The sequence below is a fragment of the Halomonas campaniensis genome (assembly GCF_002211105.1).
In the GTDB taxonomy this organism is placed as follows: domain Bacteria; phylum Pseudomonadota; class Gammaproteobacteria; order Pseudomonadales; family Halomonadaceae; genus Vreelandella; species Vreelandella campaniensis_A.
On the sequence record NZ_JPUA01000022.1, the window covers coordinates 31,614 to 57,696 of the forward strand.

The 26,083-nt window shown below is 53.3% G+C and carries 23 protein-coding genes; 17 read left to right on the forward strand and 6 right to left on the reverse strand.

What is annotated here, in order from left to right; translation table 11 throughout:
* The first annotated feature begins 168 nt into the window (after positions 1–168).
* The 7 genes from glyA to JI62_RS07635 all read left to right on the forward strand — a co-directional run bounded on the left by glyA (position 169) and on the right by JI62_RS07635 (position 9,403).
* Positions 169–1,482 (forward strand): serine hydroxymethyltransferase, encoded by a 1,314-nt coding sequence (glyA, locus tag JI62_RS07605; RefSeq protein ID WP_088699582.1) that lies wholly within the window; start codon positions 169–171, stop codon positions 1,480–1,482.
* Between the two features lie 47 nt (positions 1,483–1,529).
* A complete protein-coding gene (locus JI62_RS07610) occupies positions 1,530–2,780 on the forward strand; it encodes a sarcosine oxidase subunit beta family protein (RefSeq protein WP_009286043.1) in 1,251 nt (416 codons plus the stop codon).
* Between the two features lie 24 nt (positions 2,781–2,804).
* A complete protein-coding gene (locus JI62_RS07615) occupies positions 2,805–3,146 on the forward strand; it encodes a sarcosine oxidase subunit delta (protein ID WP_022521483.1) in 342 nt (113 codons plus the stop codon).
* Positions 3,143–6,193 carry a sarcosine oxidase subunit alpha family protein gene (locus JI62_RS07620; protein ID WP_088699583.1) on the forward strand — a complete coding sequence of 1,017 codons (3,051 nt, stop codon included), beginning with the start codon at positions 3,143–3,145 and terminating at the stop codon, positions 6,191–6,193. The genes JI62_RS07615 and JI62_RS07620 overlap by 4 nt, the downstream gene beginning before the upstream one ends.
* The gene (locus JI62_RS07625) at positions 6,186–6,818 is read left to right on the forward strand and encodes a sarcosine oxidase subunit gamma (protein WP_088699584.1); all 633 of its coding nucleotides are present in this window, start codon (positions 6,186–6,188) and stop codon (positions 6,816–6,818) included. Before JI62_RS07620 ends, JI62_RS07625 begins: the two co-directional genes overlap by 8 nt.
* Positions 6,819–6,889: 71 nt before the next feature.
* Complete coding sequence (gene purU, locus JI62_RS07630) at positions 6,890–7,756, forward strand: formyltetrahydrofolate deformylase (RefSeq protein WP_088699585.1); 867 nt, start codon at positions 6,890–6,892, stop codon at positions 7,754–7,756.
* 264 nt (positions 7,757–8,020) lie between these two features.
* A complete protein-coding gene (locus JI62_RS07635) occupies positions 8,021–9,403 on the forward strand; it encodes an L-serine ammonia-lyase (RefSeq protein ID WP_088699586.1) in 1,383 nt (460 codons plus the stop codon).
* Positions 9,404–9,494: 91 nt separating this feature from the next.
* On the opposite strand, the gene JI62_RS07640 is transcribed toward JI62_RS07635, so the two are convergent.
* The 4 genes from JI62_RS07640 to mapR form a co-directional block, all read right to left on the reverse strand.
* A complete protein-coding gene (locus JI62_RS07640; RefSeq protein ID WP_088699587.1) occupies positions 9,495–9,617 on the reverse strand; it encodes a DUF2474 family protein in 123 nt (40 codons plus the stop codon).
* 48 nt (positions 9,618–9,665) lie between these two features.
* On the reverse strand, positions 9,666–10,673 hold the full coding sequence (gene cydB, locus JI62_RS07645; RefSeq protein ID WP_088699588.1) for a cytochrome d ubiquinol oxidase subunit II: 1,008 nt from the start codon (positions 10,671–10,673) through the stop codon (positions 9,666–9,668).
* Positions 10,674–10,686: 13 nt separating this feature from the next.
* Positions 10,687–12,096 (reverse strand): cytochrome ubiquinol oxidase subunit I, encoded by a 1,410-nt coding sequence (locus JI62_RS07650; protein ID WP_088699589.1) that lies wholly within the window; start codon positions 12,094–12,096, stop codon positions 10,687–10,689.
* A gap of 164 nt (positions 12,097–12,260) precedes the next feature.
* Entirely contained in the window at positions 12,261–13,670 is a 1,410-nt protein-coding gene (mapR, locus tag JI62_RS07655; protein WP_088699590.1) for a GntR family transcriptional regulator MpaR, read from the reverse strand.
* Positions 13,671–14,014: 344 nt separating this feature from the next.
* On the opposite strand from mapR, the gene ccoG reads away from it, so the two are divergent.
* From ccoG to JI62_RS07690, 7 genes are all read left to right on the forward strand, one after another.
* Positions 14,015–15,463 carry a cytochrome c oxidase accessory protein CcoG gene (gene ccoG, locus JI62_RS07660; RefSeq protein WP_088699591.1) on the forward strand — a complete coding sequence of 483 codons (1,449 nt, stop codon included), beginning with the start codon at positions 14,015–14,017 and terminating at the stop codon, positions 15,461–15,463.
* A gap of 269 nt (positions 15,464–15,732) precedes the next feature.
* Positions 15,733–16,716, forward strand: coding sequence for a Bug family tripartite tricarboxylate transporter substrate binding protein (locus JI62_RS07665; RefSeq protein WP_205737496.1), 984 nt, complete (start codon positions 15,733–15,735; stop codon positions 16,714–16,716).
* 147 nt (positions 16,717–16,863) lie between these two features.
* Positions 16,864–17,853 (forward strand): Bug family tripartite tricarboxylate transporter substrate binding protein, encoded by a 990-nt coding sequence (locus JI62_RS07670; RefSeq protein ID WP_088699593.1) that lies wholly within the window; start codon positions 16,864–16,866, stop codon positions 17,851–17,853.
* 87 nt (positions 17,854–17,940) lie between these two features.
* Positions 17,941–18,564 carry a glutathione S-transferase N-terminal domain-containing protein gene (locus JI62_RS07675; protein WP_170938503.1) on the forward strand — a complete coding sequence of 208 codons (624 nt, stop codon included), beginning with the start codon at positions 17,941–17,943 and terminating at the stop codon, positions 18,562–18,564.
* Entirely contained in the window at positions 18,561–19,424 is an 864-nt protein-coding gene (locus JI62_RS07680) for an amidohydrolase family protein (protein WP_088699595.1), read from the forward strand. Before JI62_RS07675 ends, JI62_RS07680 begins: the two co-directional genes overlap by 4 nt.
* A gap of 82 nt (positions 19,425–19,506) precedes the next feature.
* Entirely contained in the window at positions 19,507–19,953 is a 447-nt protein-coding gene (locus JI62_RS07685; protein WP_088699596.1) for a tripartite tricarboxylate transporter TctB family protein, read from the forward strand.
* 5 nt (positions 19,954–19,958) lie between these two features.
* Positions 19,959–21,455, forward strand: a complete 1,497-nt coding sequence (locus tag JI62_RS07690) for a tripartite tricarboxylate transporter permease (protein WP_088699597.1) — start codon at positions 19,959–19,961, stop codon at positions 21,453–21,455.
* Positions 21,456–21,511: 56 nt separating this feature from the next.
* On the opposite strand, the gene JI62_RS07695 is transcribed toward JI62_RS07690, so the two are convergent.
* Positions 21,512–22,306, reverse strand: coding sequence for an IclR family transcriptional regulator (locus JI62_RS07695; protein ID WP_088699598.1), 795 nt, complete (start codon positions 22,304–22,306; stop codon positions 21,512–21,514).
* 292 nt (positions 22,307–22,598) lie between these two features.
* Here JI62_RS07695 and JI62_RS07700 point away from each other — a divergent pair, with 292 nt between their 5' ends.
* From JI62_RS07700 to JI62_RS07710, 3 genes are all read left to right on the forward strand, one after another.
* A complete protein-coding gene (locus JI62_RS07700; RefSeq protein WP_088699599.1) occupies positions 22,599–23,531 on the forward strand; it encodes a LysR family transcriptional regulator in 933 nt (310 codons plus the stop codon).
* 263 nt (positions 23,532–23,794) lie between these two features.
* Positions 23,795–24,367 carry a carboxymuconolactone decarboxylase family protein gene (locus JI62_RS07705; protein WP_205737497.1) on the forward strand — a complete coding sequence of 191 codons (573 nt, stop codon included), beginning with the start codon at positions 23,795–23,797 and terminating at the stop codon, positions 24,365–24,367.
* A 51-nt stretch (positions 24,368–24,418) separates the two neighbouring features.
* Positions 24,419–25,222 carry an SDR family NAD(P)-dependent oxidoreductase gene (locus tag JI62_RS07710; protein WP_088699600.1) on the forward strand — a complete coding sequence of 268 codons (804 nt, stop codon included), beginning with the start codon at positions 24,419–24,421 and terminating at the stop codon, positions 25,220–25,222.
* 70 nt (positions 25,223–25,292) lie between these two features.
* Here the strand turns inward: JI62_RS07710 and JI62_RS07715 are convergent, their stop codons facing one another.
* Positions 25,293–26,078 (reverse strand): alpha/beta fold hydrolase, encoded by a 786-nt coding sequence (locus JI62_RS07715; protein ID WP_088699601.1) that lies wholly within the window; start codon positions 26,076–26,078, stop codon positions 25,293–25,295.
* Between the last annotated feature and the right edge of the window lie 5 nt (positions 26,079–26,083).

Sequence of the window (26,083 nt, forward strand, 5' to 3'; positions counted from 1 at the left end):
CAAATGCATCGAGTGGTGACGTCGGCAAGCATCTTGGGCCCGGAAACCAACGATAGTATCGCGGTAAGAACGCGTTGATAGGGACTTTGGTTAAAAGCGACCTGGGTTTATCAGCATTAAAGAGTATGTCCAGCACTTAATAAAAAAGTGACTCATGAGGAGGCGGTAATGCTTCAAACTAATTTTTCCCCCAATGCACGCTTGGCCAGTTTCGACTCTTTGCTTGCAGAAGCAATTGCAGAAGAGACGGTTCGCCAAGAAGCGCATATTGAATTAATCGCCTCCGAAAATTATACCAGCAAGCTTGTTATGGAAGCGCAAGGTACACAGCTGACCAACAAGTATGCAGAAGGCTATCCAGGTCGCCGTTACTACGGTGGTTGTGAGTTCGTGGACAAGGTTGAAGCCTTGGCCATTGAGCGGGCCTGCCACCTTTTTAGTGCCAATTATGCCAATGTGCAGCCGCACTCCGGGGCCCAGGCCAATGCCGCTGTGTTTATGGCGCTGGTATCGCCGGGCGATACCGTATTGGGTATGAGTCTTGCCCACGGTGGGCACTTAACCCATGGTGCTGCCCCCAATTTCTCGGGTAAGCACTACAACGCCGTACAGTATGGCCTCAAGCCGGAAACCGGCGAGATCGACTACGAAGAAGTTGAACGCTTGGCTCGCGAGCACCAGCCGAAGATGATCATCGCGGGCTTCTCCGCTTACTCTCGCGTGGTGGATTGGCGCCGTTTTCGCGCTATTGCCGATGAGGTAGGCGCCTGGTTGATGGTCGATATGGCCCACGTCGCTGGATTAGTGGCCGCTGGCCTCTATCCAAGCCCGCTTCCCTTCGCTCATGTGGTCACCACCACCACCCATAAAACGCTGCGCGGCCCACGGGGTGGTTTGATTCTCTCCGCCCATGGTGACGAGGCTCTTTACAAGAAGCTCAATGGGGCGGTATTTCCGGGGCAGCAGGGCGGCCCGCTGATGCATGTTATTGCCGCCAAAGCGGTAGCGTTCAAGGAAGCCATGAACCAGGAGTTTGTGCGCTACCAGCAGCAGGTGATCGATAACGCCCAGGCCATGGCCAAAGTGTTTATGGAGCGCGGCTACGACGTGGTGTCCGGCGGCACCGACGACCACCTCTTTTTGGTTTCGCTTATACGCCAAGGCATTACCGGTAAAGATGCGGATGCAGCCCTTGGCCGCGCACATATCACGGTGAATAAAAACACGGTGCCCAACGACCCGCAAAGCCCCTTTGTGACCTCTGGCCTGCGTATTGGCACCCCCGCGGTCACCACGCGTGGCTTCGATGCCGAGGAGTGTAGCGAGCTGGCTGGATGGATCTGCGACATCTTAGACGAATTGGCGGCAGGCAAAGACACGACCTCCATTGAAGCTGAGGTGCAGGCCAAAGTGACCGACGTGTGTGCCCAGCACCCTGTCTACGCTGAGTCCGCCGCTGAAGCCGTCGAATCCATTGCTTGAATTGGCTTGCCGGCAGGGCCCGGCGCGGCTGAACTGAGGAGACACCTATGCAACGCTATTCCGGCTTCGGCCTGGTCAAGCACGCGCTGAGCCACCACGAGAACTGGGAGCGCCAGTGGCGTAATCCAACGCCCAAGAAGCAGTACGATGTGATCATCGTTGGCGGTGGTGGTCATGGCTTGGCCACGGCTTACTACCTGGCCAAAGAGTTCGGCGTCAAAAATGTCGCAGTGATCGAAAAAGGGTGGCTGGGCGGTGGTAACACCGCCCGTAATACCACCATCGTACGTTCCAACTACCTATGGGACGAATCGGCCGCTCTCTATGAGCACGCCATGAAACTGTGGGAAGGGCTTTCCCAAGACCTTAACTACAACGTCATGTTCTCCCAGCGGGGGGTGCTCAACCTGGGGCATACCCTGCAGGACATGCGCGATATCCAGCGCCGGGTGAATGCCAATCGGCTGAATGGCATTGACGGCGAAGTATTAGACGCCAAAGGGGTGCAGGAGCTGGTGCCGATTATGGACTGCTCCAAAAACGCGCGTTACCCGGTCATGGGTGCCTCCTGGCAGCCGCGTGCTGGCGTGGCCCGCCACGATGCGGTGGCTTGGGGCTATGCCCGCGGTGCCGATGCCCACGGCGTGGACATTCTGCAGCAGACTGAAGTGACTGGCTTCAAGATTCGTGATGGCCAGATCTACGGTGTACACACCAACCGTGGCGATATTGAAGCCAAAACCGTCGGTTGTGTGACTGCCGGTAACTCCAGCGTACTGGCCAAGATGGGCGGCTTTAACTTGCCGTTAGAGTCCCATCCGCTGCAAGCCTTGGTGTCTGAACCGATCAAACCGATTCTCGATACGGTGGTGATGTCGAACCAGGTGCATGGCTACATCAGCCAGTCCGACAAGGGCGACCTGGTGATCGGCGCGGGCATCGACGGCTACAACGGCTATGGTCAACGCGGCAGCTATCCCACCGTGGAGCACACGCTTCAGGCGATCGTCGAGATGTTCCCGATCTTCTCGCGGGTGCGCATGAATCGTCAGTGGGGCGGTATTGTTGATACCTGCCCGGATGCCTGTCCGATTATCTCCAAAACGCCAGTGAAAGGCCTGTACTTCAACTGCGGTTGGGGCACCGGCGGCTTCAAGGCGACGCCGGGATCGGGGCATGTGTTTGCCGCCAGCCTAGCCAAGGGGGAGATGCACCCCATTGCCGAGCCGTTCTCCATGTTCCGCTTCCATAGCGGTGCGCTGATCGACGAACACGGCGCTGCCGGCGTGGCCCACTAGGGTTCATACGAGAGGAATATCCGCATGTTCTATATCTACTGCCCCTACTGCGGCGAACACCGTGAGGAAGAGGAGTTCCACCCCAAGGGCCAGGCGCATATCGAGCGCCCCAAGGAGCCCGAGGCGTGTAGTGACGAAGAGTGGGGTGACTACCTGTTCTTCCGTGACAACCCCCGTGGTGTTCACCATGAAATGTGGGTGCACGCGGTGGGTTGCCGCAAGTTTTTCAACGTGACGCGCCACACCGTGAGCTACGAAATTCTCGAGACTTACAAAATGGGCGAGCAGCCGTCGATTACCGCCGACAGCCAGAGCCAGGCTCGCGAGGGCGCTGCGGTAAGCCAACAAGAAGGAGTGCGGGCATGAGTCAGTCCAAGCAACAAGTGTACCGCCTTAACACGGGCGGCCGTATCGATCGCTCCCGCACGTTGAGCTTTACCTTTAACGGCCAGCGTTACCAAGGGCACCCTGGGGATACCCTGGCTTCGGCGCTGCTGGCTAACGGTGTGGATATCGTTAACCGCAGCTTTAAATACTCGCGGCCCCGCGGCATTGTCGCTGCGGGTGCCGAGGAGCCCAACGCCATCGTACAGCTAGGCAGCAGTGAAGCGGCCCAGGTGCCCAACGTGCGCGCCACCCAGCAGGCACTATATGATGGCCTGGCCGCCAGCAGCACCAATGGCTGGCCAAACGTACAGCGCGACCTGATGGGGCTGTTCGGCAAGCTGGGCGGGCAGTTTATGCCGCCGGGCTTCTACTACAAGACCTTTATGGCGCCGGCCTCGATGTGGCTGACCTACGAGAAGTACATCCGCAAGGCGGCGGGGCTGGGTCGCAGCCCCATGGAAGCCGATCCGGACAGCTATGATCACTTCAATCAGCACTGCGATGTGCTGGTTGTCGGCGCAGGCGCCGCAGGTCTTGCGGCAGCGCTGGCCGCCGCGCGCAGCGGCGCTCGGGTGATCGTTGCCGATGAGCAGGAAGAGATGGGCGGCTCGCTGCTGGCCAGCCGTGAAACCCTGGAAGGCAAGCCAGCGGATCAGTGGGTTGCCCGGGTGCTGGACGAGTTGGCGAGCTGCGAGAACGTCACGCTGCTGCCGCGTACTACGGCCAACGGCTATCACGATCACAATTTTGTGACGCTGCACGAGCGGCGTACCGAGCACCTAAGCGATACGGCGCCAGTGGAAAATGGCCACCGTCAGGTACGTGCCCGCCTGCACCGGGTACGCGCGGGTCAGGTGATCCTGTGCACGGGCGCCCACGAGCGGCCACTGGTCTATGCAGGTAACGATGTTCCGGGCAACCTGCTGGCTGGCGCTGTGTCGACCTACATTCGCCGCTATGGCGTGGCGCCGGGCCGCAAGCTGGTGCTCTCCACCAGCAACGACTACGGCTACCGCGCTGCCCTGGACTGGAAAGAGTCCGGCTGCGAGGTTGTCGCTATCGTCGACGCCCGCGAGGCACCAAAGGGCGATTGGGTCGATGCCGCGCGCGCCCAGGGTATCAAGATTATTACCGGCAGCGCCGTTATCGAGGCGAAGGGCAGCAATCGGGTCACCGCGGCACGGGTCGCCAAGATCGATATTGAGGCTTTCAAAGTGAGCGGCCCGGTTCAGGAACTGGCTTGTGACACCATTGCCAGCTCTGGCGGCTACAGCCCGGTGATTCACCTGGCTTCTCACACCGGGGCGCGGCCTAACTGGCGCGACGATATTATTGGCTTCGTGCCGGGGCTGGTGAAGGGCGTTCAGGCCTGTGGCGGTGCCAACGGCTGCTATGCGCTGGGTGACGTGCTGGCGGAAGGTGTCGAGGCGGGCATCAAGGCAGCGGCCGCCATGGGACATGCCGTTCAGACGGTCACTCTGCCGAGCGCTGAACGTCTGCAGCAAGGGCCTGCGGTGGCGCTCTTCCAGGTGCCTCATGAGAAGCCAACGCTGCGCGGTCCCAAACAGTTCGTCGACCTGCAGAACGACGTCACCGCGGCGGGGATCGAGCTGGCGACCCGGGAAGGCTTCGAGTCCATCGAGCACATCAAGCGCTATACCGCGATGGGCTTCGGTACGGATCAGGGCAAGCTGGGCAACATCAACGGCATGGCAATTGCCGCCCGCTGCCTGGGTCGCTCCATTCCTGAGGTGGGCACTACGGTGTTCCGTCCCAACTACACCCCGGTTACTTTCGGCGCCATTGTTGGTCGCCACTGCCGTGACCTGTTCGACCCTGAACGTTACACCGCGCTGCACCAATGGCACGTAGAGCGTGGCGCCGAGTTCGAGGATGTAGGTCAGTGGAAGCGCCCCTGGTACTACCCAGAGAAGGTGAATGGCAAGACCGAGACGATGCATGAAGCGGTTGCCCGCGAGTGTCTGGCGGTGCGCGAGAAGGTCGGTATCCTCGATGCCTCAACGCTTGGCAAGATCGATATCCAGGGGCCGGATGCGCGTGAATTCCTGGGGCGGGTCTACACCAACAAGTGGGAGAAACTGGCGGTTGGTAAATGCCGTTACGGCCTGATGTGTAAAGACGATGGCATGGTCACCGACGACGGTGTGACCAGCTGCCTGGCTGAAAACCACTTTTTGATGACCACCACTACCGGTGGCGCTGCAGCGATCCTGGAATGGCTGGAGCTGTGGCATCAAACCGAGTGGCCGGAACTGGATGTCTATTTCTCTTCGGTGACTGACCACTGGGCCACCATGACCATCACTGGCCCGGAAGCGCGCAAGCTGCTCGCCGAGATCAGTGATATCGATCTTGACCGCGATAGCTTCAAGTTCATGGATTGGCGCTCCGGGAAAGTGGCGGGCGTGCCGGCACGGGTCTTTCGCATCTCCTTTACCGGCGAGCTGACCTTCGAGATCAACGTGCAAGCCAATTATGCCATGCACGTGTGGCAAACCCTGTTCAAACATGGCGAGAAGTACGGCCTGACGCCCTATGGCACCGAAACCATGCACGTTCTGCGTGCTGAAAAGGGCTTCATCATCGTGGGCCAGGAAACCGACGGCTCCGTGACGCCGGAAGACTTAGGGATGCAGTGGTGCGTTGGCTACGACAAGCCCTACTCATGGATTGGTAAGCGGGCCCTGACACGCAGTGACACCAAGCGTGAGAACCGCAAGCAGCTGGTGGGGCTCAGGCCGAAAGACCCGAAGGTGATCCTCGAAGAGGGGGCCCAGATCGTGCTTGATCCCAAGCATGCGATCCCTATGCCGATGGTGGGCCATGTTACCTCCAGCTACTACAGCCCGATTCTGGATTCAGGCTTTGCACTAGCGGTGGTCAAGGGTGGCCATCAGAAACTAGGCGAGACGGTCTACCTGCCCATGGCGGATGGACAAACCCATGAGGCTGAAATCGTCAGCACCATTTTCTACGACCCCAAGGGAGAGCGCCAGCATGTCTAACGCGGCCACCTTCGACACCCGTACTGATACCGCGATCCCGGTAGAATCCCCGTTAGCCTATAGCTATCGTCGCAGCGGCGCTCCTCGGGGCAGCGGTTACCGTCTTAAGCTACGCGAGCGGGCAATGCAGGGGCATCTGATCCTGCGTGGTGGCGCCATCGTGCTTGATGAGGCAGTGCGCGAGGTACTGGGGATCAGCCTGCCTGGCAAACCCCAGGCGCTGGTGCTTGATGCCAGCGGCGAGCGCTCCATTCAGTGGCTTTCCCCGGACGAGTGGCTGGTGATTGTACCCGGTGGGGAAGAGTTCCCACTGGAGACGCAGCTGCGTGAGCGTCTGGGAGATGCCCACTTCGCCATTAGCGACGTTAGTGGTGGACAAACAGTGCTGGAGCTTTCCGGCGAGGCAGCCCGTGAGCTGTTGATGAAAACGGTGATCTACGATGTTCACCCCAGTAATTTCCCAGTGGGGAAAGGCGTCACTACCGTTTTTGCCAAGGCGACCACTATCCTTCGTCGCCCTAGTGAAGAGCGCTGGGAGCTAGTGGTACGGCGCAGCTTTGCCGACTACTGCTATCGCTGGTTACTGGATGCCGGTTCAGAGTACGGCGTTAACGTAGAACAATAAGCTGGCAGGCCGGAACACTGTTTCGGCCGCTACGATCTTTCGCGATGATCTGCCGCTACTAGAGATGCACTATGAGCCGAATGAGTGATACCTGGATACTTGCCGCCCAATGCCCGAGTCGCTTGGGAACGGTGGACGTCGTCACACGCTTCTTGAAAGAGCAGCAGTGCTATATCACCGAACTCAACTCTTTCGATGATCGACTGGGCGGGCGCTTTTTCATTCGCGCCGAGTTTCGCCCAGAACAAGATGAGTTTCATGAAGAGCGCTTTCAGGCCGATTTTGCAGCAAGAGCCAACGAATTCGATATGCAGTTCGAATTGACGGCCCCTGGCAAACGCACCGGCACCGTGATTATGGTCTCCAAGGCCGATCACTGCTTGAATGATCTTCTCTACCGTTATCGGACGGGCCAGCTTCCGCTGGATATCAAGGCGGTGATTTCCAATCATCCTGATCTGGAGCCGTTGGCAGCATGGCACGATTTGCCCTACCACTACCTGCCGATCACGCCCGAGACGAAATTGCAGCAGGAAGCGCAGATACGCGAAATCATCGCGGATACCGACGCTGAGCTGGTGGTGCTGGCAAGGTATATGCAAGTGCTTTCGCCCTCTATGTGTGAGCTCTTAGCCGGCCGGGCCATCAATATTCACCACTCGCTGCTGCCCGGTTTTAAAGGCGCCAAGCCTTATCATCAGGCGTATGAGAAAGGGGTTAAGCTAGTCGGCGCAACGGCCCACTACATTAATAATGACCTTGATGAAGGGCCCATTATTGCCCAAGGGGTCGAGCCAGTGGATCACACCCACTACCCAGAGGATCTGGTTGCCAAGGGGCGTGATATCGAGTGCTTAACCCTGGCTAGAGCGATTAGCTATCACTTGGAACGCCGCGTGTTTTTTTATTCAGGACGTACGGTGGTGTTTGGTAACTAAGATTTTTGGCTTATAGCGATTAACGATAAATACACACAGTTCTAGCGCGCTTTTATAACTGGGCTACTGTCGCCGCTAAGCGTTTTTCAGTGCGCTAGGTAGCCCTTAAACATGCTAATGCGTGCTTAAAAATTTCGGTTTATAAAAATAAAAAAAATCATCAATAAAAGATAGTTTCGTTTTATTTGTCGCCACATCAATAACTTATTAAAACTTTCAGGCGCCGCCTGATTTTCCCCTGTTTATACGTCAAGAGGTGCTCCAATGCCTATCAGTGTTTTCGACCTTTTTAAGATTGGAGTAGGCCCCTCCAGTTCCCATACCGTCGGGCCCATGCAGGCGGCTTTTAAGTATGTCACCACCCTGCGCGAAAACAGCCTGCTCGATGAGGTAGGGCATCTTGAAGTCCATCTTTATGGCTCGTTATCCGCCACCGGTATCGGACATGCCACCGATAACGCCATTATTATGGGGTTGATGGGGGAACGCCCTAGCACAATAGATCCCTCGATTATTGAGCCCGCCATTCAGGCGCTGAAAGAGAGCCAGTCATTACAGCTGGGTCGACAAAAAGCAGTGAAGTTTGTTTGGGAGAGTGACCTCTATTTTCATGAAGAGAGCTTGCCACATCACCCTAATGCCATGAAGCTGGCGGCTTTTACGCATCAGGGCGACTTGGTGTATGAAAATACCTACTACTCGGTGGGCGGCGGTTTCGTGGTTGAACAGGCCCAGGTGGATATGCCGCTGGACGATTTGGGTGGCGTTACCCTTCCTTACAACTTTGACACCGCTGACCAGCTCTTGGCGCTCTGTAAAAAAGAGCAGCTAAGTGTCAGCCGACTGATGCTGGAGAACGAGAAAGTCTGGCGGACAGAGGAGGAGGTCAGAGACGAACTGTGGCGTATCTGGCAAGTGATGTGTGAATGCATCGACAACGGATTAACCCACGAAGGGATACTGCCGGGCGGGTTAAAAGTTAAGCGCCGGGCCAAGCTGCTTCATCAACGCCTTCAAGCAGCAGAGCAGAATGAGTGCCTGATCGCCTCGACGTTCTCAGCGATGGAGTGGGTGAATATCTTTGCCCTCGCCGTCAACGAAGAAAACGCCGCAGGTGGGCGCATGGTCACGGCGCCGACCAACGGCGCCGCGGGCATCATCCCCGCTGTCTTGCACTACTATATGAAGTTTCAGCCCAACGCCTGTGAGAAAAACGTGGTGGATTTTTTGCTGGCGGCAGGCGCCATTGGCATTCTCTGCAAGAAAAATGCCTCAATCTCCGGCGCCGAAGTGGGCTGCCAGGGGGAGGTTGGCTCAGCTTGTGCCATGGCAGCCGCTGGCTTGGCTGATGTGATGGGGGGCACGCCCGAACAAGTAGAGCATGCGGCCGAAATCGGCTTGGAGCACAATTTAGGGCTAACCTGTGACCCCGTTGGAGGGTTGGTTCAAGTCCCTTGTATTGAGCGCAACGCTATCGCAACGGTAAAGGCGATCAATGCCGCTCAGATGGCACTGCGCGGCGATGGCACTCACTTTATATCGCTGGATAAAGTGATTCGTACCATGCGCGATACGGGGAGAGATATGTTGGATAAGTATAAAGAGACATCCAAAGGTGGCTTAGCGGTTAACGCTATTGAGTGTTAACAAGCCGCTGTAGCATTAGATGTAAATGCTGGATCCTTGCTGAGAAAGGATTCAGCATTTTCTTTTTGAGTAATGGGGGCAAAAGAGATGGTTAGCTGGTTAGCCCTGCCATCCCCATCACAAACTTAAGCACCAGCGAAATCAGCAGCAATACACCCACACTTGAAAGCCAGATAGCGACTAGCCAGCTTAGGCGCTTAGCAATTGGTTTCATTTCGGTCTCCTTCGTTATTCGGTTCTCGTGCCTATTTCGTTAACAGCATTAGTGATAAGCGTCACCAGGTTTTACCTTGCCGCGGAAGACGTAGTAACTCCAGGCGGTGTACATCAAAATAACCGGCAGAATAAACAGCGTGCCTACTAAGGCGAAGCCCTGGCTTTGGGCGGGGGCAGCGACCTGCCAGATAGACGCATCGGGCGGGATAATTGTCGGCCACAGGCTAATACCCAGGCCGCTGTAACCTAAAAATACCAGTGCCAGTACCAACACAAAGGGAAGGGCGGTGTCTTGACAGGAGATAGCACGCCATAGCCACCAGCCAGTAAGCACGACTAAAAGCGGTACCGGTAAAAACCACAGTAAGTTGGGTAGCGAGAACCAGCGAGCAGCAATATTCGGGTAGGCCAGCGGTGTCCATACGCTGACCAGAGCGATCATCACCAGAAGCCCGATCATCAATGGCTTGGTAATCTGGTACATGCGCTGCTGTAAACTGCCCTCAGTTTTCATAATCAGCCAGGTACTGCCGAGTAGCGCATAGGCAAACAGCAGTCCAACACCGCAAAACAGCGAAAAAGGCGTGAGCCAATCCAGCGAGCCACCGCTGAAATGAACGCCATCGAAGGCGATCCCCTGAATATAGCCGCCCAAAGCAACGCCTTGTGCAGTGGTCGCCAGCAGCGAGCCACCGATAAAAGCTTTATCCCACACATGGCGCCGCTGGGGGGTAGCCTTGAAGCGAAACTCAAAGGCGACCCCGCGAAAGATCAATCCCAGCAACATAACGATTAGCGGAATCGCCAGCGCTTCCAACACCACGGCGTAGGCGAGAGGGAAGGCGGCGAATAGTCCCGCGCCGCCTAACACCAGCCAGGTTTCGTTGCCGTCCCACACGGGCGCCACGGTGTTCATCATAATGTCGCGTTCATGCTCGTCATGAACGTTTAGAAAAAGTAGGCCAATACCTAAGTCAAAACCATCCATGACCACATACATCATCACACCAAAAAGGATGATAATGGCCCAGGTAAGTGATAAATCAATGCCCATAGTGCACCCCAATCTAATAGTGAGTCGTCAGTGTGTCGTTAACCGCCGAGAGCGGCCGTGCGGGCGTGTGTTGATGGCCTGGGCCACCTGAGGTGTGCGAAGGAGAGTCGCTTGGGCCGTTATTAACCAAGCGCATCATGTAGATAACGCCAGTGCCGAAGACGGCCAGGTAGACCACCACAAAGGCCGCCAAGCTAATGCTGAGGTGCACAGCGTTGTGCGCTGAAGCGGCATCCGCGGTACGCAGTAATCCGTAGACGACCCAAGGTTGGCGGCCCACTTCGGTGGTAAACCAGCCAGCCAGTAAAGCCACTAGCCCTGCTGGGCCCATGCCTAACGTAAACATTAGAAAGCGGCGTGATGTATATAGCCGCCCTTTGATGCGCAGGGTGTTGCCCAGGATGGCAAGCAGTATCATTAACACCCCAAGCCCAACCATTAACCGAAAGCTCCAGAAAACGATAGTCGAATTGGGGCGGTCTTCCGGGGCGAACTCCTTAAGGGCTGGGATTTGCTCGGTCAAGCTGTGCTTTAACAGCAGGCTGCCCAACACGGGTATCTCCACTTTGAAGCGAGTCTCTTCGCGGTTCATATCGGGTAAGCCGAACAGGATCAGCGGGGTGGGTTCACCGCTGCTGTTATCCCAGTGGCCTTCGATAGCGGCGATCTTTGCAGGCTGGTGTTCCAGAGTATTAAGGCCATGCAAGTCACCCACCACGGCCTGAAGAGGGGCAGTGATGGCCAGCATGATCAGCGCCATTGAGAGCATGGTGCGTACTTCTGGGGAGTGTTTGCCCCTTAGCAGCAGCCAAGCGGCGGAGGCGGCGACAAATAGCGCCGTGCTTAAAAAGGCTGCTAGCGCCATATGGGCAAGGCGGAAGGGAAAAGAGGGATTAAAGACAATTTTCATCCAATCAACGGGAATCACCACGCCGTTGACGATGTCGTGGCCTTGCGGGGTCTGCATCCAACTGTTGGAGGAGAGTATCCAAAACATCGATACAAGGGTGCCGAGCGCGACCATGCAGGTGGCAAAAAAGTGCAGGCCCCTGCCAACGCGCTCCCAGCCAAATAGCATTACACCTAAAAAGCCTGCTTCCAGGAAGAAAGCTGTGAGCACTTCGTAGGTGAGCAATGGCCCTGTGACACTCCCCGCAAAGGCAGAAAACCCGCTCCAGTGGGTGCCAAATTGGTAGGCCATGACAATGCCCGAGACCACGCCCATGGCAAAGTTGACGGCAAATATTTTGGACCAAAAATGGTAAAGGTGGCGGTAGGTATCCCGCTGGGTCTTTAACCATAGCCCTTCCAGCACGGCCAAGTAGCTGGCTAAACCAATGGTGATGGCGGGAAAAATAATATGAAAGGAAATAGTAAAAGCAAACTGCACCCTGGCCAGATCAATGGCCGCGATTCCGAACATGGCGCTTCCTCCGATGACAGCCACTGTCTTAACTAAATAGTGGGCCGGTATAGCCGCTGTGTGGCTTCATCGGGACAGTCTAGTGATTTCTGTGTTGCATAACAGGCTCAGTGTTTAACTAAATAACCATATCAGTTGCCTGGCGATAGCGTCGGCGGTCTTCGCTAAAAAAGGCTTAATAACCTGCCTAAGGTTTCCATGCCGCGTTCGCTGCTTTGTGTCCAGGGGTGGCCGTAGCTTAGCCGTACGCAGTGGCGAAATTGTTGCGTGGCGGAAAAAATCGGGCCTGGCGCTAAGCTAACGCCATGATCGAGTGCGGTATTAAATAGCTGCAGCGAATCCACCTGCTCGGGAAATTCAACCCATAAGAAGTAGCCGCCTGTGGGTCGGGTAATGCGGGTGTTGGTAGGAAAATAGCGATCCGCTGCCGCCAGCATACTGCCTTGTTGGGACTCTAATGCGTGGCGGAGCTTGCGTAAGTGGCGGTCATAACCGCCGTGCTGCAAGTAGTCAGCAATGGCTGCTTGGGCGGGCACGGAAGGTGAGATGGTGGTCATCAGTTTTAGCCGTGAGATGGCCTGTGCATAGCGGCCGCCCGCTACCCAACCGACCCGGTATCCGGGGGCCAAGCACTTTGAGAAGGAGCTGCAGTGAATGACCAACCCCTCATCATCGAAGGTTTTTACGGGGGCGGGTGGGGTGCTGCCAAAGTACAGCTCGGCATATACATCATCCTCTAGCATCGGCACTTGGTGCTGTTTTATCAGTTGATAGAGGGCTTGTTTGCGCTCTCTGCTCAGGCTGGCGCCGATTGGATTCTGTAAATGGCTCATAAACCAGCAGGCTTTGATGGGCAGTGTCTCTAGCCGCTCTGCCAATACGTCGAGGTCGATCCCCTCCCGTGGGTGAACCGGAATCTCCACGGCGCGAAGTTTTAGCCGCTCCAATACCTGCAGGCTGGCATAAAATGCTGGCGACTCAATCGCCACCAGGTCGCCCGGCTGGGTAACACACTGCAGCGCTAGATTAAGTCCCTCCATTGCACCATTAGTAATCACCAGCTCTTCCATCGGCAGTTGAATACCACCCAGCATGTAGCGCAGCGCAATCTGCCGACACAGGTCGGTGTGCCCGGTGGTCATGTCAGCCACCACCTGCTGGGGCGAAAGCTCGCGTAACCCCCGTGTCATGCTAGTAGCCAGGCGAGAAAGCGGAAACAGCTCGGGGCTGGGGAACGCCGACCCCAAGGGCACCGTTCGGTCATCCTGAAGCGAGCCAAGCACTGAGAACACCAGCTCGCTGACTTTTACCTCTGCGGGGTCAGTGCGCTGAAGCGTGACGCGCGGTTCGTCCAGCAAACGCCTAGCGTGCTCACGAACAAAATACCCTGAGCGTGCCCGCGCGGTAATAAGGCCTTGGTTTTCCAGTAAGTAATAAGCCTGAAACACCGTAGAAGGGCTGATGCCATGGTGGCGGCTCGCTTGGCGCACCGAAGGAATACGCTCTCCAGGGCCAAGTACACCTTGGCGAATTAGCGTGGCTATCTCATCGGCAAACTGTTCGTAGCGTTTCATGGGGTAAACCGTCGGTGCATTGAGTAGAACGCCAGAATACTCCATCACAGTGTTAGGTGGCACAGTGCGGTTCTCTGCTAATAGAAAACATCACTGTGTCTTATGTGGTGAGCATAAAACAGGCTCAACTTCGTTGATATAAAGCGTATCAGAAGGTGATTGTATGGGCTAGATTGCGGTAACTGATATGGAGTATTTCTTTAAAACTGCGCCTGTTTGTACGCAGACTGTGTCGGCATAGTAGCGGCTAATGGTAAAAGTCGCGCCCTCAAACAAATACTGAACTACCTAACTGCGACGCCCCTCGACCGCATAAACCTTCATTCCTCTTTTTGGATATCGGTATGACGCAACGCATTCCACTGCAAGACATGACCAGCGAGGCGGTCGTTGAACACCATACGCCTCCATCTAAGGCTCCTGGCTCTCGGCCTCCCAATAGCAAGCCACCCAAGCTCGGGCATATTTATGTGCGCGAAATAGGTGGTTTTTTCCAGCGCATTCGACAACGCTCTAACTGGCTTCTGATGGCGCTCTATTTTGGTTTGCCATGGATCAATTGGGGCGACCGGCCATTGGTGTGGTTTGACCTCTCTGCCCAGGAATTTCACCTGTTCGCGGCGACGTTCTATCCACAGGACTTTATCTTACTCACCTGGATCTTGGTGATCTGTGCTTTTGGCCTGTTTTTGATCACGGTGGTGGCGGGGCGGGTGTGGTGTGGCTACAGCTGCCCGCAAAGCGTGTGGACGTTTCTATTTATCTGGTTTGAGCATCGTTTGGAAGGGCCACGGCACCGGCGCATTCGGCGTGATAAAGCGCCAGGTGGTATGGATACGCTATGGCGCAAAACCGCCAAACATACGGCTTGGCTGATGATTGCGGTGGCAACGGGGGTAGCCTTCGTTGGTTACTTCACGCCGATAAGAGCGTTAACAGTGGATATGTTCACTCTGGATATGCACCCTTTGGCGCTGTTCTGGATCGGTTTCTTTACCCTGTTTACCTACTTGAATGCCGGTTGGCTTCGCCATCAGGTTTGCCTGCATATGTGTCCCTATGCGCGCTTCCAGTCGGCGATGTTCGACGCCAATACGCTGATTGTTTCCTACGATGCCGCCCGCGGCGAGCCGCGCAGGAACTCTCCTCAAAAGGGCGTTGAGGCCACTCGGGTTGGGGATTGCATCGACTGTGAACTCTGCGTTCAGGTATGCCCCACCGGTATCGATATTCGTGATGGGCTGCAGTATGAGTGCATTGGCTGCGCTGCGTGTATCGATGCCTGCGACAGTGTTATGGCGCGTATTAATAAACCGCTTGGCCTGATTCGTTACACCACCGAGCGCGCGTTGGCAGGTAAAACGACCCGCTTTTGGCGTCCTCAGTTATTTGCCTATGCGACGGCGCTACTCGCCATGGTGGTATTGCTCATTGGCTTCTTAAATGCACGTGTGCCTCTTGATGTCGATATTGCACGGGATCGACAAGCGCTGTTTGAAAGCACAGCAGAAGGTCGACTGATCAATTACTACAATGTGGCACTGCGTAATCAAGATGGCCAAACACATCGCTATGCGGTATCGGCTACAGGGCTGCCAGGGCTTCGCCTGGGGGGAATGGACACCATCGAGGTAGCGGCTTTTGAAACGCGCAGCCTGCGGCTAGCCCTCACCGCCGATGCGGATGACCTGACGCAGCCTAGCCATCCTATCGAACTGCATATCACCGCCTTAGATGATCCATCGATAGCGAGCATCATTGAAACGCGGTTCCTCGGGCCTTCTGGGGAGTAAGTAGGTGAAGATAACTTTTCAACAGGCTACTTAATGAGTTTTTGAGCTAGTTGTTACTTAGCTGATTGTTGATGTTTTAATACTTAAGTATAGTATTCTTTAGTATTGTGTTTGCTGCCATGATTAAATGTAATACCTCATCGAGTTAAAAGGTATTGGACGCTGTTTTTTGTTATGGCTAATTTGTGCCTGCAAATAATTTTTAAATAAAAAACTTGATGGGCATTTTCGTGAATATACAAAAAACAATATCTAGCTTGATGCTTGGCATGCTGATAGCTGCATATGCAGGGGCGGCTGCATCCAATGAAAACTCGCCTAATGAAAAACGGGCTAATCAAAATGGGGAGAGTGATTATCCTAACCAACCCATTCGCATGATTATTCCCTTTGCACCCGGTGGCCCTGCGGATGCCATCGGGCGTGTAGTGGCGACAAAGCTGTCTGATGTGCTGGGAACCCCTGTCGTCGTTGAGAGCCGTGGTGGTGCCGGTGGCGTGATCGGCACTGGCTATGTGGCCAAAGGGCAGCCTGATGGCTACTTAATCGCTATGACGAGCGCTGGTGCTCTGGCGATTAGCGCAAGCGTCCATGAGAACGTACCGTTCAATAATGCCACTGATTTCTCTCCCATCATGCTACTGGCCAATGTGCCTGAGTTGTTAGTGGTTAACAACGATGTAGCGGCGACCTCTCTTGAAGAGTTGATTGAACTCGCAGCGGATAACCCAGGGGTGCTGAATTTTGCTTCGTCGGGCCCTGGTTCGATGCCGCACTTGGCCGGTGAGATGCTCGGGCATGTGGCAAACATTGATATTGTTCACGTTCCATACGTGGGAGCAGGCCCAGCTGTATTGGATCTGCTGGGTGGTCAAGTGGATATGATGTTTGCTGATAGCCCCGTTCTTCTTCCCCATGTGAAAGCGGGCGCGCTGCGGGCGATAGCGGTGGGTAGTCAGTCGCGCATGGAGGCGCTATCCGAAGTGCCCACCATGTCAGAAGCAGGCGTTCCGGAAGTCACTGCGGTCAACTGGTATGGCATCGTTGCACCCCCTGAGCTACCTGACCATATCACTGAAACACTCAACAATGCTTTGATGACCGTCATCCAGGATGAGCAAGTGATCGAAAGAATGAATGACATGGGCGTTATGCTTGCTGGGTCAACGGCAGAAGCGTTTCAAGCGTACATTGAGAGCGAGACAATTAAGTGGGAGGCCGTCGTCGAGGCTTCAGAAGACTCTTCTAATTAAATGGCCGTATTACTAAAGCTCTAAGTAAATGCTCCCTAAAATTTAAGGAATCAGTTTTTAGTCGGCAAGAGCGTTTAATTTCAAAAAGATAATTAGTTTGTAAATAAAACTATAACTGTATTTGCAATAATATTTATGGAGAACGTCATGAAACACTATCTCGCACTCCCCGTGATAGCTATTTTTACATCGTTAGCGACGCTCGGCAGTAGTGCACTTGCTAGCAGTGATGGTGTGAACTATCCAGAGAAGCCGATACGCTTGATTGTCCCCTTTGCACCTGGAGGCCCCAATGACACCGTGGCGCGATTAATGACGCCTAAGCTGTCAGAAGAGCTAGGGCAGCCGGTGGTTGTCGAGAACCGTGGTGGCGCAGGCGGCGTCATTGGCACCGATGCGGTGGCAAAAGCCGAGGCGGATGGTTACGTTATCGGCATTAGTAGTGCGGGGGCACTGGCGATAAGCAAAAGTGTTCAAGACCAAATGCCCTATGACACCCTAACGGATTTAGCCCCCATCACGCTGATTGCCACGGTGCCAGAGTTGCTGGTGACATCGCCTGATGTTGAAGCCCAAACACTGCCTGAGTTGATTCAGTGGGCTAAAGATAACCCCGGTTACTTGAACTATGCCTCCTCTGGCCCCGGTGGGATGCAGCATTTGGCCGGTGAAATGCTTAACTATGAAGCGGGCATTGATACGGTGCACATCCCCTACAGAGGAGCAGCGCCTGCCGTGCTGGATGTAGTGGGTGGGCAAGTTGATATGATGTTTGCTGACCTGCCGATCTTACTCTCTCAAGTGAAAGAGGGGGCTTTACGCCCTATCGCTGTCGGCAGCAAAACGCGCTCCTCCGCACTGCCTGATATTCCAACTACAGCAGAAATGGGCCTTGCCAATGTCGTTGCCGAGAATTGGTACGGCATTGTGGCGCCTCAGGGTACCCCAGAGGCAATCCTTGAAACACTCCATACCGCCTTTTATGCCACGCTCACTGACCCTGACGTAGTCGCCGCATTAGAGCTACAGGGCTTGGAGATTATTGCCTCATCCCCTGAAGCGTTTAGCGACTATATCGCTCAGGAGACACAGCGCTGGGCAGATGTTGTTGAGGCAACCGGGGCCATTCTGCAATAGCCGCTAACACTATATCCGTTAGCGGTATATCAGCGATACGTGTTTCCGCTATCCCCATGATCTAGCCGTTTAATGAGAATAAATATTATGTCTGAAGCTATGTTGTTGAGAACATCTCTAACATCACCCTTTGGCCGCAAGGTTCGCATGACCGCTATTTTGTTGGGGATTGACGAGCAGATAGAAGTGGTGGGCGCTAACCCGCTAGACGAGAACGATAGCCTACGTCAGCAGAACCCCTTGGGAAAAATGCCCTGCCTTGTGCTGCCAAGTGGCGATACGCTTTACGATAGTAAGACAATCGTCGAGTACCTGTGTGCTTACGCTAACAGTTCAGACCTGTTTCCCAGCCAACCACTGGATCTGGCCATTGAGAGAAGCCGTATCACATTAGCCGACGGCATTACCGAAGCAGCCTTGGCGATGGTGTACGAGGGCCGGTTCCGTGAACCATCACAGCAATCAGAATATTGGCTATCCCACCAGCGCGGCAAGGTGACGCGTGGCTTGCTAGCAATAAGTGAACAGTTGCCACCGGTCATGCCCCGGTTGGCGGCCAGCAGCTTATCGTTGGCCGCTGCGCTGGGGTACCTCGACTGGCGCCGACCAGTGGAGTGGCGCAGCTCATATCCTCAGCTAGTCAAATGGCTGGATGATTTTAATCAGCACCACCCTTTATTAGCAGCCACGATGTCGGAGGCCTCAGTATGAGTGACACCACTGGCTACATGCCGCAGCCAAGTAAACCGCGTTTATGGCTGCCGGAAGGAGCGTGTGATTGTCATACCCATGTGTTTGGGCCACAGAGCACCTTTCCGTATGCGGAGAATGCGCTTTTTCGACCTCAGGATGCGCCCAAAGAAGCCCTGTTCGCTCTGCACAAACACCTTGGTATTGACCGCTGTATTATCGTCCAGTCAGGCTGCCATGGGTTCGACAACAGCGCGATGCTGGATGCCATGAGATCGCGCCCAGGGCAGTACCTGGGCGTGGCGCTGGCCCCTGTCGATATCAGTGACGCCCACCTTGCAAGCTTGGCGGAGCAAGGAGTAAGAGGGGTTAGATTCAACTTTATGCCCCATCTTGATGCGGCGGCTAGTCCCGAGGAAATAGTGGCATTCAGCCATCGGCTAGCGAGGCATGGCATGCACTTGCAAGTGCATATGCATCACACTCTGATAGAGCGTATTGGTCAACAGCTTAGCCACGCATCAACAGCGGTGGTAATCGACCATATGGGTCGTATCGATGCTGCGCAAGGGAGCGACCAAGACGCCTTTAATGCCTTGATGACGCTGATGGAGAATGACAAGTTTCTCGTCAAGGTGAGTGGCTGTGATCGTGCGTCAGCGCTTGGCTCGCCCTACAGCGACGCGGTGCCTTTTGCCCAAACACTGGTCAAAAACTTCCCCGACCGTATTTTATGGGGAACTGATTGGCCACACCCGAATATCAAGGGTGGCACCCCGGATGATGGGGTATTGGTTGATATCCTGGAGAGTATTGCGCCTGACCCTTTACATAGGAAAGCGCTTTTAGTTGATAACCCAGCTTGGTTTTATGGTTTTTGATATTGACTGAATGCGCGCCCAATATAGCTCTTTGACCAAAAGTAATAACCAATAACAATTCAAAAATACAGGACACTACCTGATGAGTATCAATAGAAAAGAGGTGGCAGCAGGCTTGCTTATTTTACTGATAGGGTTAGCCGCACTGTTAATAGTGACTGATTATAATATCGGCACTGCAAGAAGAATGGGGCCTGGTTATTTTCCTCTAATTATGAGCGGTCTCCTCAGTGTAGTGGGCGCTCTGATTATGGTCGCGGGCATCAAGTCCGAAGCCAAAAGCCTGCCGAACGTTTCTTGGCGACCGATGGTGGTTATATTTATTAGTTTGGCCGGTTTTATGCTGGCGATGTTTTTAGGTGGCTTACTACCCGCCATTGTCCTAACGATCGCTATTTCATCAATGGCAGACAAAAATAGCACTTGGAAAGACGTAGCGATACTGACTGCACTTGTTCCGCTTGCTGCTTGGTTGATTTTTAACCAGGGGTTAAGCCTGCCTATTCCTTTCCTAGAGTGGAGGTTTTAAGCGCCATGCTGGATAACGTATTACTTGGCCTGCAAACGGCCTTCACGCTTGAAAATATCATGTACTGTTTTGGCGGTGTTTTTCTGGGCACCTTCATTGGTGTACTACCTGGTATTGGTTCCCTAGCCGCCGTCTCTATGCTGCTGCCGCTCTCCTTTTATCTTGACCCAACGACGGCGCTGGTGATGCTGGCAGGTGTCTATTATGGCGCAGAGTATGGGGGCTCAACGGCCTCTATACTGCTTAACCTACCGGGCACCCCGTCATCGGCCGTTACCTGTTTAGATGGCTACCCCATGGCGATGGCCGGTAGAGCCGGCGTTGCTCTGTTCATTACCACCATCGCTTCCTTTGTGGGTGGATCAATTGGCATTGTGATGTTGATGCTCTTTGCCCCTCTCTTAGCAAGTTTTGCGCTATCGTTCGGGCCTTCAGAGTACTTTGCGCTAATGACCCTGGGCCTGATTGCCGCCGCAGGCGTGGTACAAGGATCACCCTTGAAAGGTTTGGCAATGGTTTTACTAGGCCTCTTACTCGGCGCTGTGGGGGCAGATGTTAATACCGGCGAAACGCGTCTCACCTTTGGACTACTGGGGCTTTATGATGGCATTAGTTTAGTGGCATTAGCGATGGGGCTTTTTGGGGTGGCGGAGATTATTTCGTCGATTAACACCCATAAGTCGGCATCAAAGGACATGAGTGTTCGGCTGAGCTCCATGATGCCTAGTGCGGAAGAGCGTCGTAAAATTGGCCTACCCATGCTTCGTGGTGCCGGTATTGGCAGCTTCTTCGGGGCCTTGCCAGGCGCTGGGCAGTCGATTGCTGCCTTTATCGGTTATGCGGTTGAAAAGCGCGTCTCAAAAGATCCTTCGCGCTTTGGCAAGGGGGCACCTGAAGGAATAGCATCACCAGAAGCAGCCAACAATGCGGCTGTTCAAGCGGCATTTATCCCTACGTTAACCCTGGGTATCCCAGGCAGCGCGACAATGGCGCTGATGCTGGGGGCGTTATTGATCCATGGGATCACCCCTGGGCCAGGGCTCATTGCAGAGCGCCCCGATATTTTCTGGGGACTAACCATGAGCTTTTGGATTGGCAATATTATTCTGCTGATTCTTAATATTCCGTTAATTGGGATTTGGGTAAGCTTACTCAAAATTAGATATAATTACCTTTATCCTACTATTCTCTGCTTGATATGTATCGGTGTTTATACGCTTAACTATAGCTTATTTGAGGTTGGCCTAGTGCTGGTGTTTGGTGCGCTCGGTTACTTCATGCGTCTATTTGGCTTTGAACCGGCACCGGTTCTTATTGGCTTTGTACTCGGGCCAATGCTTGAAGAGAATCTGCGTCGGGCAATGTTGTTGGCAAGGGGTGACTTTATGCTACTGCTGGAGCGACCAATTACCGCAGTGCTTTTGGCAATATCAGCAATATTGCTGATTAGAATTGCCGTTCGAATAGTAGGTAATGCTAGACGATCTTCGGTATCTGGTTAGTCTAATATTTATCTGAACGTAGTGAGCATGCCAGATAAACTCTGGCATGCATTTTATTATGTATGGGATTTTTCTAACGTATTGATGACCTCACGTTTGAGCCCTAATAAAATAGGTGACATGACTTTTTCAATATCGCCAATAGGTCGTTTGGTCGAGAGGCTGATGTTCATTATATAGGTAGCATGGTTGGCGATTGATATGGGAGTAGATAAGGCAATAATCTCAGGCTGCCAGGATAAGATGCAGTAGCCATTAAGCCATACAGACTCCATAGATCGTTGGATAGAATGCCACTGCAGTTCTTGGGTGTGTTTCTTTAGCGTTAGTGAAGTGAGTATCTCTTTTCGCATACTCTCGGGAATGGTAGATAGGTAGGCATGACCCAAGGATGTCAATTCGATGGGGATGCGTTGACCCGATACAATGTTACGTAATGCTGATTTGGCGTGGTAACGTATAGACTCAAGGTAAACCATCTCATCACGATCAGCTTTCGCTATGCCTACATTGACATGGTGCTTCTCTGAGGTGGCGCGCATTAGTGGTACCGCGTATTTGAGTATGGGGTTACTATTTCGCATGGCATGTGCAAAGCACAACACCGGAGCGCCCAGCCGATAAGCACGTTGCTGCTTATCATGTTCAAGTATTCCTGCTGAGCAAAGCGTCTGTGTTAATCGACTAACTGTTGAGCGTGAAAGGCCAGTCCGTTCTGCCAGTTCACTATTTCCTATTAAGTCGTAGCCTACACGAAACGCACGAATGATCTCGATGCCACGCTCTAAAGAGTGCACTGTTTTTCTGGAGCTTGCTGGCTTAGGATGGGAATCGGAGGGAGTGTTTTGCATTTTTATTTCCCCTTTGAATAATATTCTTTAAAATGTAGCCTAACATTATACGTCAATTCATATGCTCGTTAAATTGTATCTTTTGTATAAGGCTTTAAACTAGATGCGTGTAAGAGAATGGTTAGTATAACGTATGTTTGGCTGTTTTTCAGCTAAGTACCAAGTGTTTTTAATCTAAAGGGTTTTTATTTTAAAGTTTAAATAGATGTTTGGTGGTGTTGTTAGTAGTCGATGCCTACGAGGAAAACAGTTTCCTGATCACTGTTTTCATAATCTGTAATAGGAGTGGGTCATGAGAAGAAATGTGAGGGAATGGCAGCCAGAACTAAGAACACTGCGTTATTTTGTATGTGTTGCCGAGGAAAAAAGTATAACCCGGGCTGCCGAGCGATTAATGGTTGCTCAGCCTGCGCTGAGCCGCCAAATCGCAAAGCTTGAAGATGATCTAGGCTTATCTGTTTTTGCGCGAACATCCCGGGGGGTTGAGCTGACAGAGGAGGGCGGGATTCTGCTTGTCCGATGCTACGCTATCCTGGAGCAAATCAGCCAAGCTCATCACGATGTCACCGCCCACGTTGAAGAACCGAGGGGTGTCGTTGTGCTGGGAATGCCTCCTACGCCAGGTGAGTTTATTGCCCCTCTTTTGCTCACCTCTGTAAAAGAGCAATATCCTGAAATCGAACTGCGGTTTATAGAAGGGTTTAGTCGAGAGTTAGAGGGTAAGCTTGCCCGTGGGGAAATTGGCATTGCTGTAATGCATAACCCACCCGAAAAAGAGGAGATCGTTTCTAAGCCTTTACTGACGGATCGACTTTATTTGATTTCGCCGCCTGAAACTCACCTTCGGAAAAGCATACAGCTAAGCGAAGCCGCGTCTTTGCCTTTGGTTATGCCAAGCCGACAAAATTTTCTGCGCACGCTAGTTGACCGCCATGTTAGTGATATGAAAATGGAATTGAATGTTACCCAACATGTTGATGGTCTTTGGCACCTAAAGTCGTTAGTGCGCCACGGTCATGGTCACTCTATTTTAACCTATGGCGCAGTGATATCTGAAGTACAGCAAGGAACACTGACCGCTGTGCCGATCACGGATCCTGTTATTAACTGGCCGCTTGCCATCGCTACAAAAGCTGATCAGCAGAAGAAAAGAGCGATACAAGTCGTAGAACTCGCTATACAAGATATTACAAAAAAACTTGTATCCGAAGGGATATGGAAGTGATTAAACCAATTTTATAATGGGGCGATTTTCCTTGAGTGATGGCCTGTAATTTATGCTTTTAATTGATGGCAGGTATGACTATATAGTATTTCAAATAATGGTTTTTTAAAGATACTCTATTGGTATAGCGCTTTTTCTGTATAGAAGTTGGGTTGTGTTAGTTTGACGGTATAGCTGTTCTAACATTAGACGTTCTGCTGCTATAGACAACCTCTCTGATTTAGTCTTGTTTTTTAATAATATAAGCATAATAGGCGAATACAATGCCATCATCTCACGTTTGGCCGACTCAAAGGTTACTACCGCCAGATCAAAGTACCTATAACGCCCATCAGCAAGAAATCCACAACCTTATTGCTTCCGGCCCGCGAGGACAGGTCAGAGGGCCATTGGCTGTATGGCTAAACCGGCCTGGGCTGGCCGAGCGAGCTCAATCATTAGGCGAGTATTGCCGATACGATAGCTCCCTTGAGAAACGACTATCCGAACTGGCGATTTTGACGATTGCAAAAGTGTGGAAGGCCGAGTTTGAGTGGTTTGCACACGAGCCGCACGCCCTTGATGCAGGCGTATCTGAAAGCGTCGTTAGGGCGATAAAAGAGGGTGAAGAGCCAGCCTTTGAAAAACAGGATGAGGAGGTTGTTTATCGTTTCACGCTGGCCGCCCATCTGGATAGAAGCGTCTCCGATACCTTGTACAACCAGGCGTTCGATATCTTAGGTAAAGATCGACTGGTCGACCTGGTCGGTCTGCTTGGCTACTACTCGTTGATTTCCCTCACTATTAATATCTTTAAGATATCACCGCCACAGGGTACTCCACCAAGTTTCAGCTAATGATCTGTGTGCTTAAACGTCAATATAAATTAATAAACATAAGGCTCTATGATGAGTAAAAAACGTCTGGAAGGGAAAGTGGCCATTATCACCGGTGCAGGTTGCGTGGGTAAAGGCTGGGGTAATGGTCGGGCAGCCTGTGTGCGTTTTGCTGAAGAGGGAGCCGCCGTTTTTGCCGTCGATATCCGTGAAGAGACGATGGTCGAGACGGTTGCCCGAGTGCATGAGGTTGGCGGTACCGTAGAGACCTATCTATGTGATGTCACCAGCCAAGACGCTGTGAAAAGTATGGTGGCGGCGTGTATTGAACGTTTTGGACAAGTGGATATTCTTGTCAATAATGTGGGTGGCTCTGCAAAAGGCGGGCCCGTGGATATGGATGAAGCAACCTGGGATCGTCAAATTGAGTTCAACTTGAAAAGCGTGTATCTGACCAGCCGGGCTGTGCTTCCGCATATGGCAGAGCGTGGTTCAGGTGCTATCGTTAATACGTCTTCAACGTCGGGAATGCGCTGGACAGGCTCTGCCCAGTCTGCCTATGCAGCGACTAAAGCCGCTGTCATTCAGTTCTCCAAAGTCGTGGCGGTGGAGTATGCGTCCAAAGGTGTCAGGGTCAATACGGTCGTCCCAGGGCAGTTGCACACGCCAATGGTAGAGGAGCGTCTAGCCGGGCAGCGGGCTGGTGGGGATGTTGATGCGTTGCTTGCACAACGACTTGCTCGAATTCCGCTTGGCTTTATGGGTGATGGGCGTGATACCGCCAATGCAGCGCTCTTTCTGGCCTCGGATGAAGCCCGCTTCATTACCGGTACGGAAATCGTGGTAGATGGCGGAATGATAGCGCGCTGCGATTAAGCGAGCTTTTTAGGATTCAACTTTCTCTCGACTGAAGGTTGCCCTCTTTTGGGGCAACCTACTGTCGTTATTAAGCCGCTGTGTTCAAGAATAGTGTCAACGCCCTGTTGAATTGTTCCGGCTGTTCTATGCAAGTCATGTGAGCAGCATCAGAGATTACCACCAACGTGGATGCTTTAAGATTGCGGTGGATGGTCAGTGCGGCCTCCAGGGGAGTTCCAATGTCGCGTTCCCCTACGATGACCAGTGCTGGGCAAGTGATTTCATGTAATCGATCGGTTGTGTGCACGTCTGCGATAGCAGCACAGCATCCGCACCAACCATCAATGGTGGTTTCGAGAATCATATCGGTGACCCACTGCGTTTGCTTAGGGTCATGTGTCCGAAACTCTTCGGTAAACCAGCGTGTGATGGCGGGGCCAGCGACGGTGGGAATGCCTTGCTCACGTGCCGTTCGGATACGCTCTTGCCACATTGAGAGTGGTGTATCCTTATGCTCGCTGGTGGTGTCTGCCAACATGAGCGAGAGCACACGATCAGGGTATTTTAGTGCTAGTACCTGACCAATCATCCCCCCCATTGAAAAGCCTAGCCAGTGTGCTTTCTGAATACCCAGATGATCCATTAACATCAGAGCATCATCAGCGAGCAGGTCAAGAGTGTAGGGGGGCTCTGAACTACCGCTCCCTCCATGCCCCCTGGTGTCGTAACGTAGCAAGCGATAGCCCTTCAACACTTCTAGTTGGTGATCCCACATGGCTTGTGTGCAACCAAGTGAGTGTGACATAACAATCCATGGCCCTTGGTCACCAATGATAGAGTAGCTGATATCAGTACCGTTTATCGTCGTTTTCATTGGGT

Excerpts from the sequence above, each read along its gene's own strand:
- JI62_RS07705 (WP_205737497.1), top strand. The coding sequence starts at position 23,795 with ATGCCATCATCTCACGTTTGGCCGACTCAAAGGTTACTACCGCCAGAT.
- JI62_RS07675 (WP_170938503.1), top strand. The coding sequence starts at position 17,941 with ATGTCTGAAGCTATGTTGTTGAGAACATCTCTAACATCACCCTTTGGC.
- JI62_RS07690 (WP_088699597.1), top strand. The coding sequence starts at position 19,959 with ATGCTGGATAACGTATTACTTGGCCTGCAAACGGCCTTCACGCTTGAA.
- JI62_RS07670 (WP_088699593.1), top strand. The coding sequence starts at position 16,864 with ATGAAACACTATCTCGCACTCCCCGTGATAGCTATTTTTACATCGTTA.
- ccoG (WP_088699591.1), top strand. The coding sequence starts at position 14,015 with ATGACGCAACGCATTCCACTGCAAGACATGACCAGCGAGGCGGTCGTT.
- JI62_RS07680 (WP_088699595.1), top strand. The coding sequence starts at position 18,561 with ATGAGTGACACCACTGGCTACATGCCGCAGCCAAGTAAACCGCGTTTA.
- mapR (WP_088699590.1), bottom strand. The coding sequence starts at position 13,670 with ATGAAACGCTACGAACAGTTTGCCGATGAGATAGCCACGCTAATTCGC.
- JI62_RS07715 (WP_088699601.1), bottom strand. The coding sequence starts at position 26,078 with ATGAAAACGACGATAAACGGTACTGATATCAGCTACTCTATCATTGGT.
- JI62_RS07700 (WP_088699599.1), top strand. The coding sequence starts at position 22,599 with ATGAGAAGAAATGTGAGGGAATGGCAGCCAGAACTAAGAACACTGCGT.
- purU (WP_088699585.1), top strand. The coding sequence starts at position 6,890 with ATGAGCCGAATGAGTGATACCTGGATACTTGCCGCCCAATGCCCGAGT.
- glyA (WP_088699582.1), top strand. The coding sequence starts at position 169 with ATGCTTCAAACTAATTTTTCCCCCAATGCACGCTTGGCCAGTTTCGAC.
- JI62_RS07685 (WP_088699596.1), top strand. The coding sequence starts at position 19,507 with ATGAGTATCAATAGAAAAGAGGTGGCAGCAGGCTTGCTTATTTTACTG.
- JI62_RS07640 (WP_088699587.1), bottom strand. The coding sequence starts at position 9,617 with ATGAAACCAATTGCTAAGCGCCTAAGCTGGCTAGTCGCTATCTGGCTT.
- JI62_RS07615 (WP_022521483.1), top strand. The coding sequence starts at position 2,805 with ATGTTCTATATCTACTGCCCCTACTGCGGCGAACACCGTGAGGAAGAG.
- JI62_RS07610 (WP_009286043.1), top strand. The coding sequence starts at position 1,530 with ATGCAACGCTATTCCGGCTTCGGCCTGGTCAAGCACGCGCTGAGCCAC.
- JI62_RS07625 (WP_088699584.1), top strand. The coding sequence starts at position 6,186 with ATGTCTAACGCGGCCACCTTCGACACCCGTACTGATACCGCGATCCCG.
- JI62_RS07650 (WP_088699589.1), bottom strand. The coding sequence starts at position 12,096 with ATGTTCGGAATCGCGGCCATTGATCTGGCCAGGGTGCAGTTTGCTTTT.
- JI62_RS07635 (WP_088699586.1), top strand. The coding sequence starts at position 8,021 with ATGCCTATCAGTGTTTTCGACCTTTTTAAGATTGGAGTAGGCCCCTCC.
- JI62_RS07710 (WP_088699600.1), top strand. The coding sequence starts at position 24,419 with ATGAGTAAAAAACGTCTGGAAGGGAAAGTGGCCATTATCACCGGTGCA.
- cydB (WP_088699588.1), bottom strand. The coding sequence starts at position 10,673 with ATGGGCATTGATTTATCACTTACCTGGGCCATTATCATCCTTTTTGGT.
- JI62_RS07620 (WP_088699583.1), top strand. The coding sequence starts at position 3,143 with ATGAGTCAGTCCAAGCAACAAGTGTACCGCCTTAACACGGGCGGCCGT.
- JI62_RS07695 (WP_088699598.1), bottom strand. The coding sequence starts at position 22,306 with ATGCAAAACACTCCCTCCGATTCCCATCCTAAGCCAGCAAGCTCCAGA.
- JI62_RS07665 (WP_205737496.1), top strand. The coding sequence starts at position 15,733 with ATGCTGATAGCTGCATATGCAGGGGCGGCTGCATCCAATGAAAACTCG.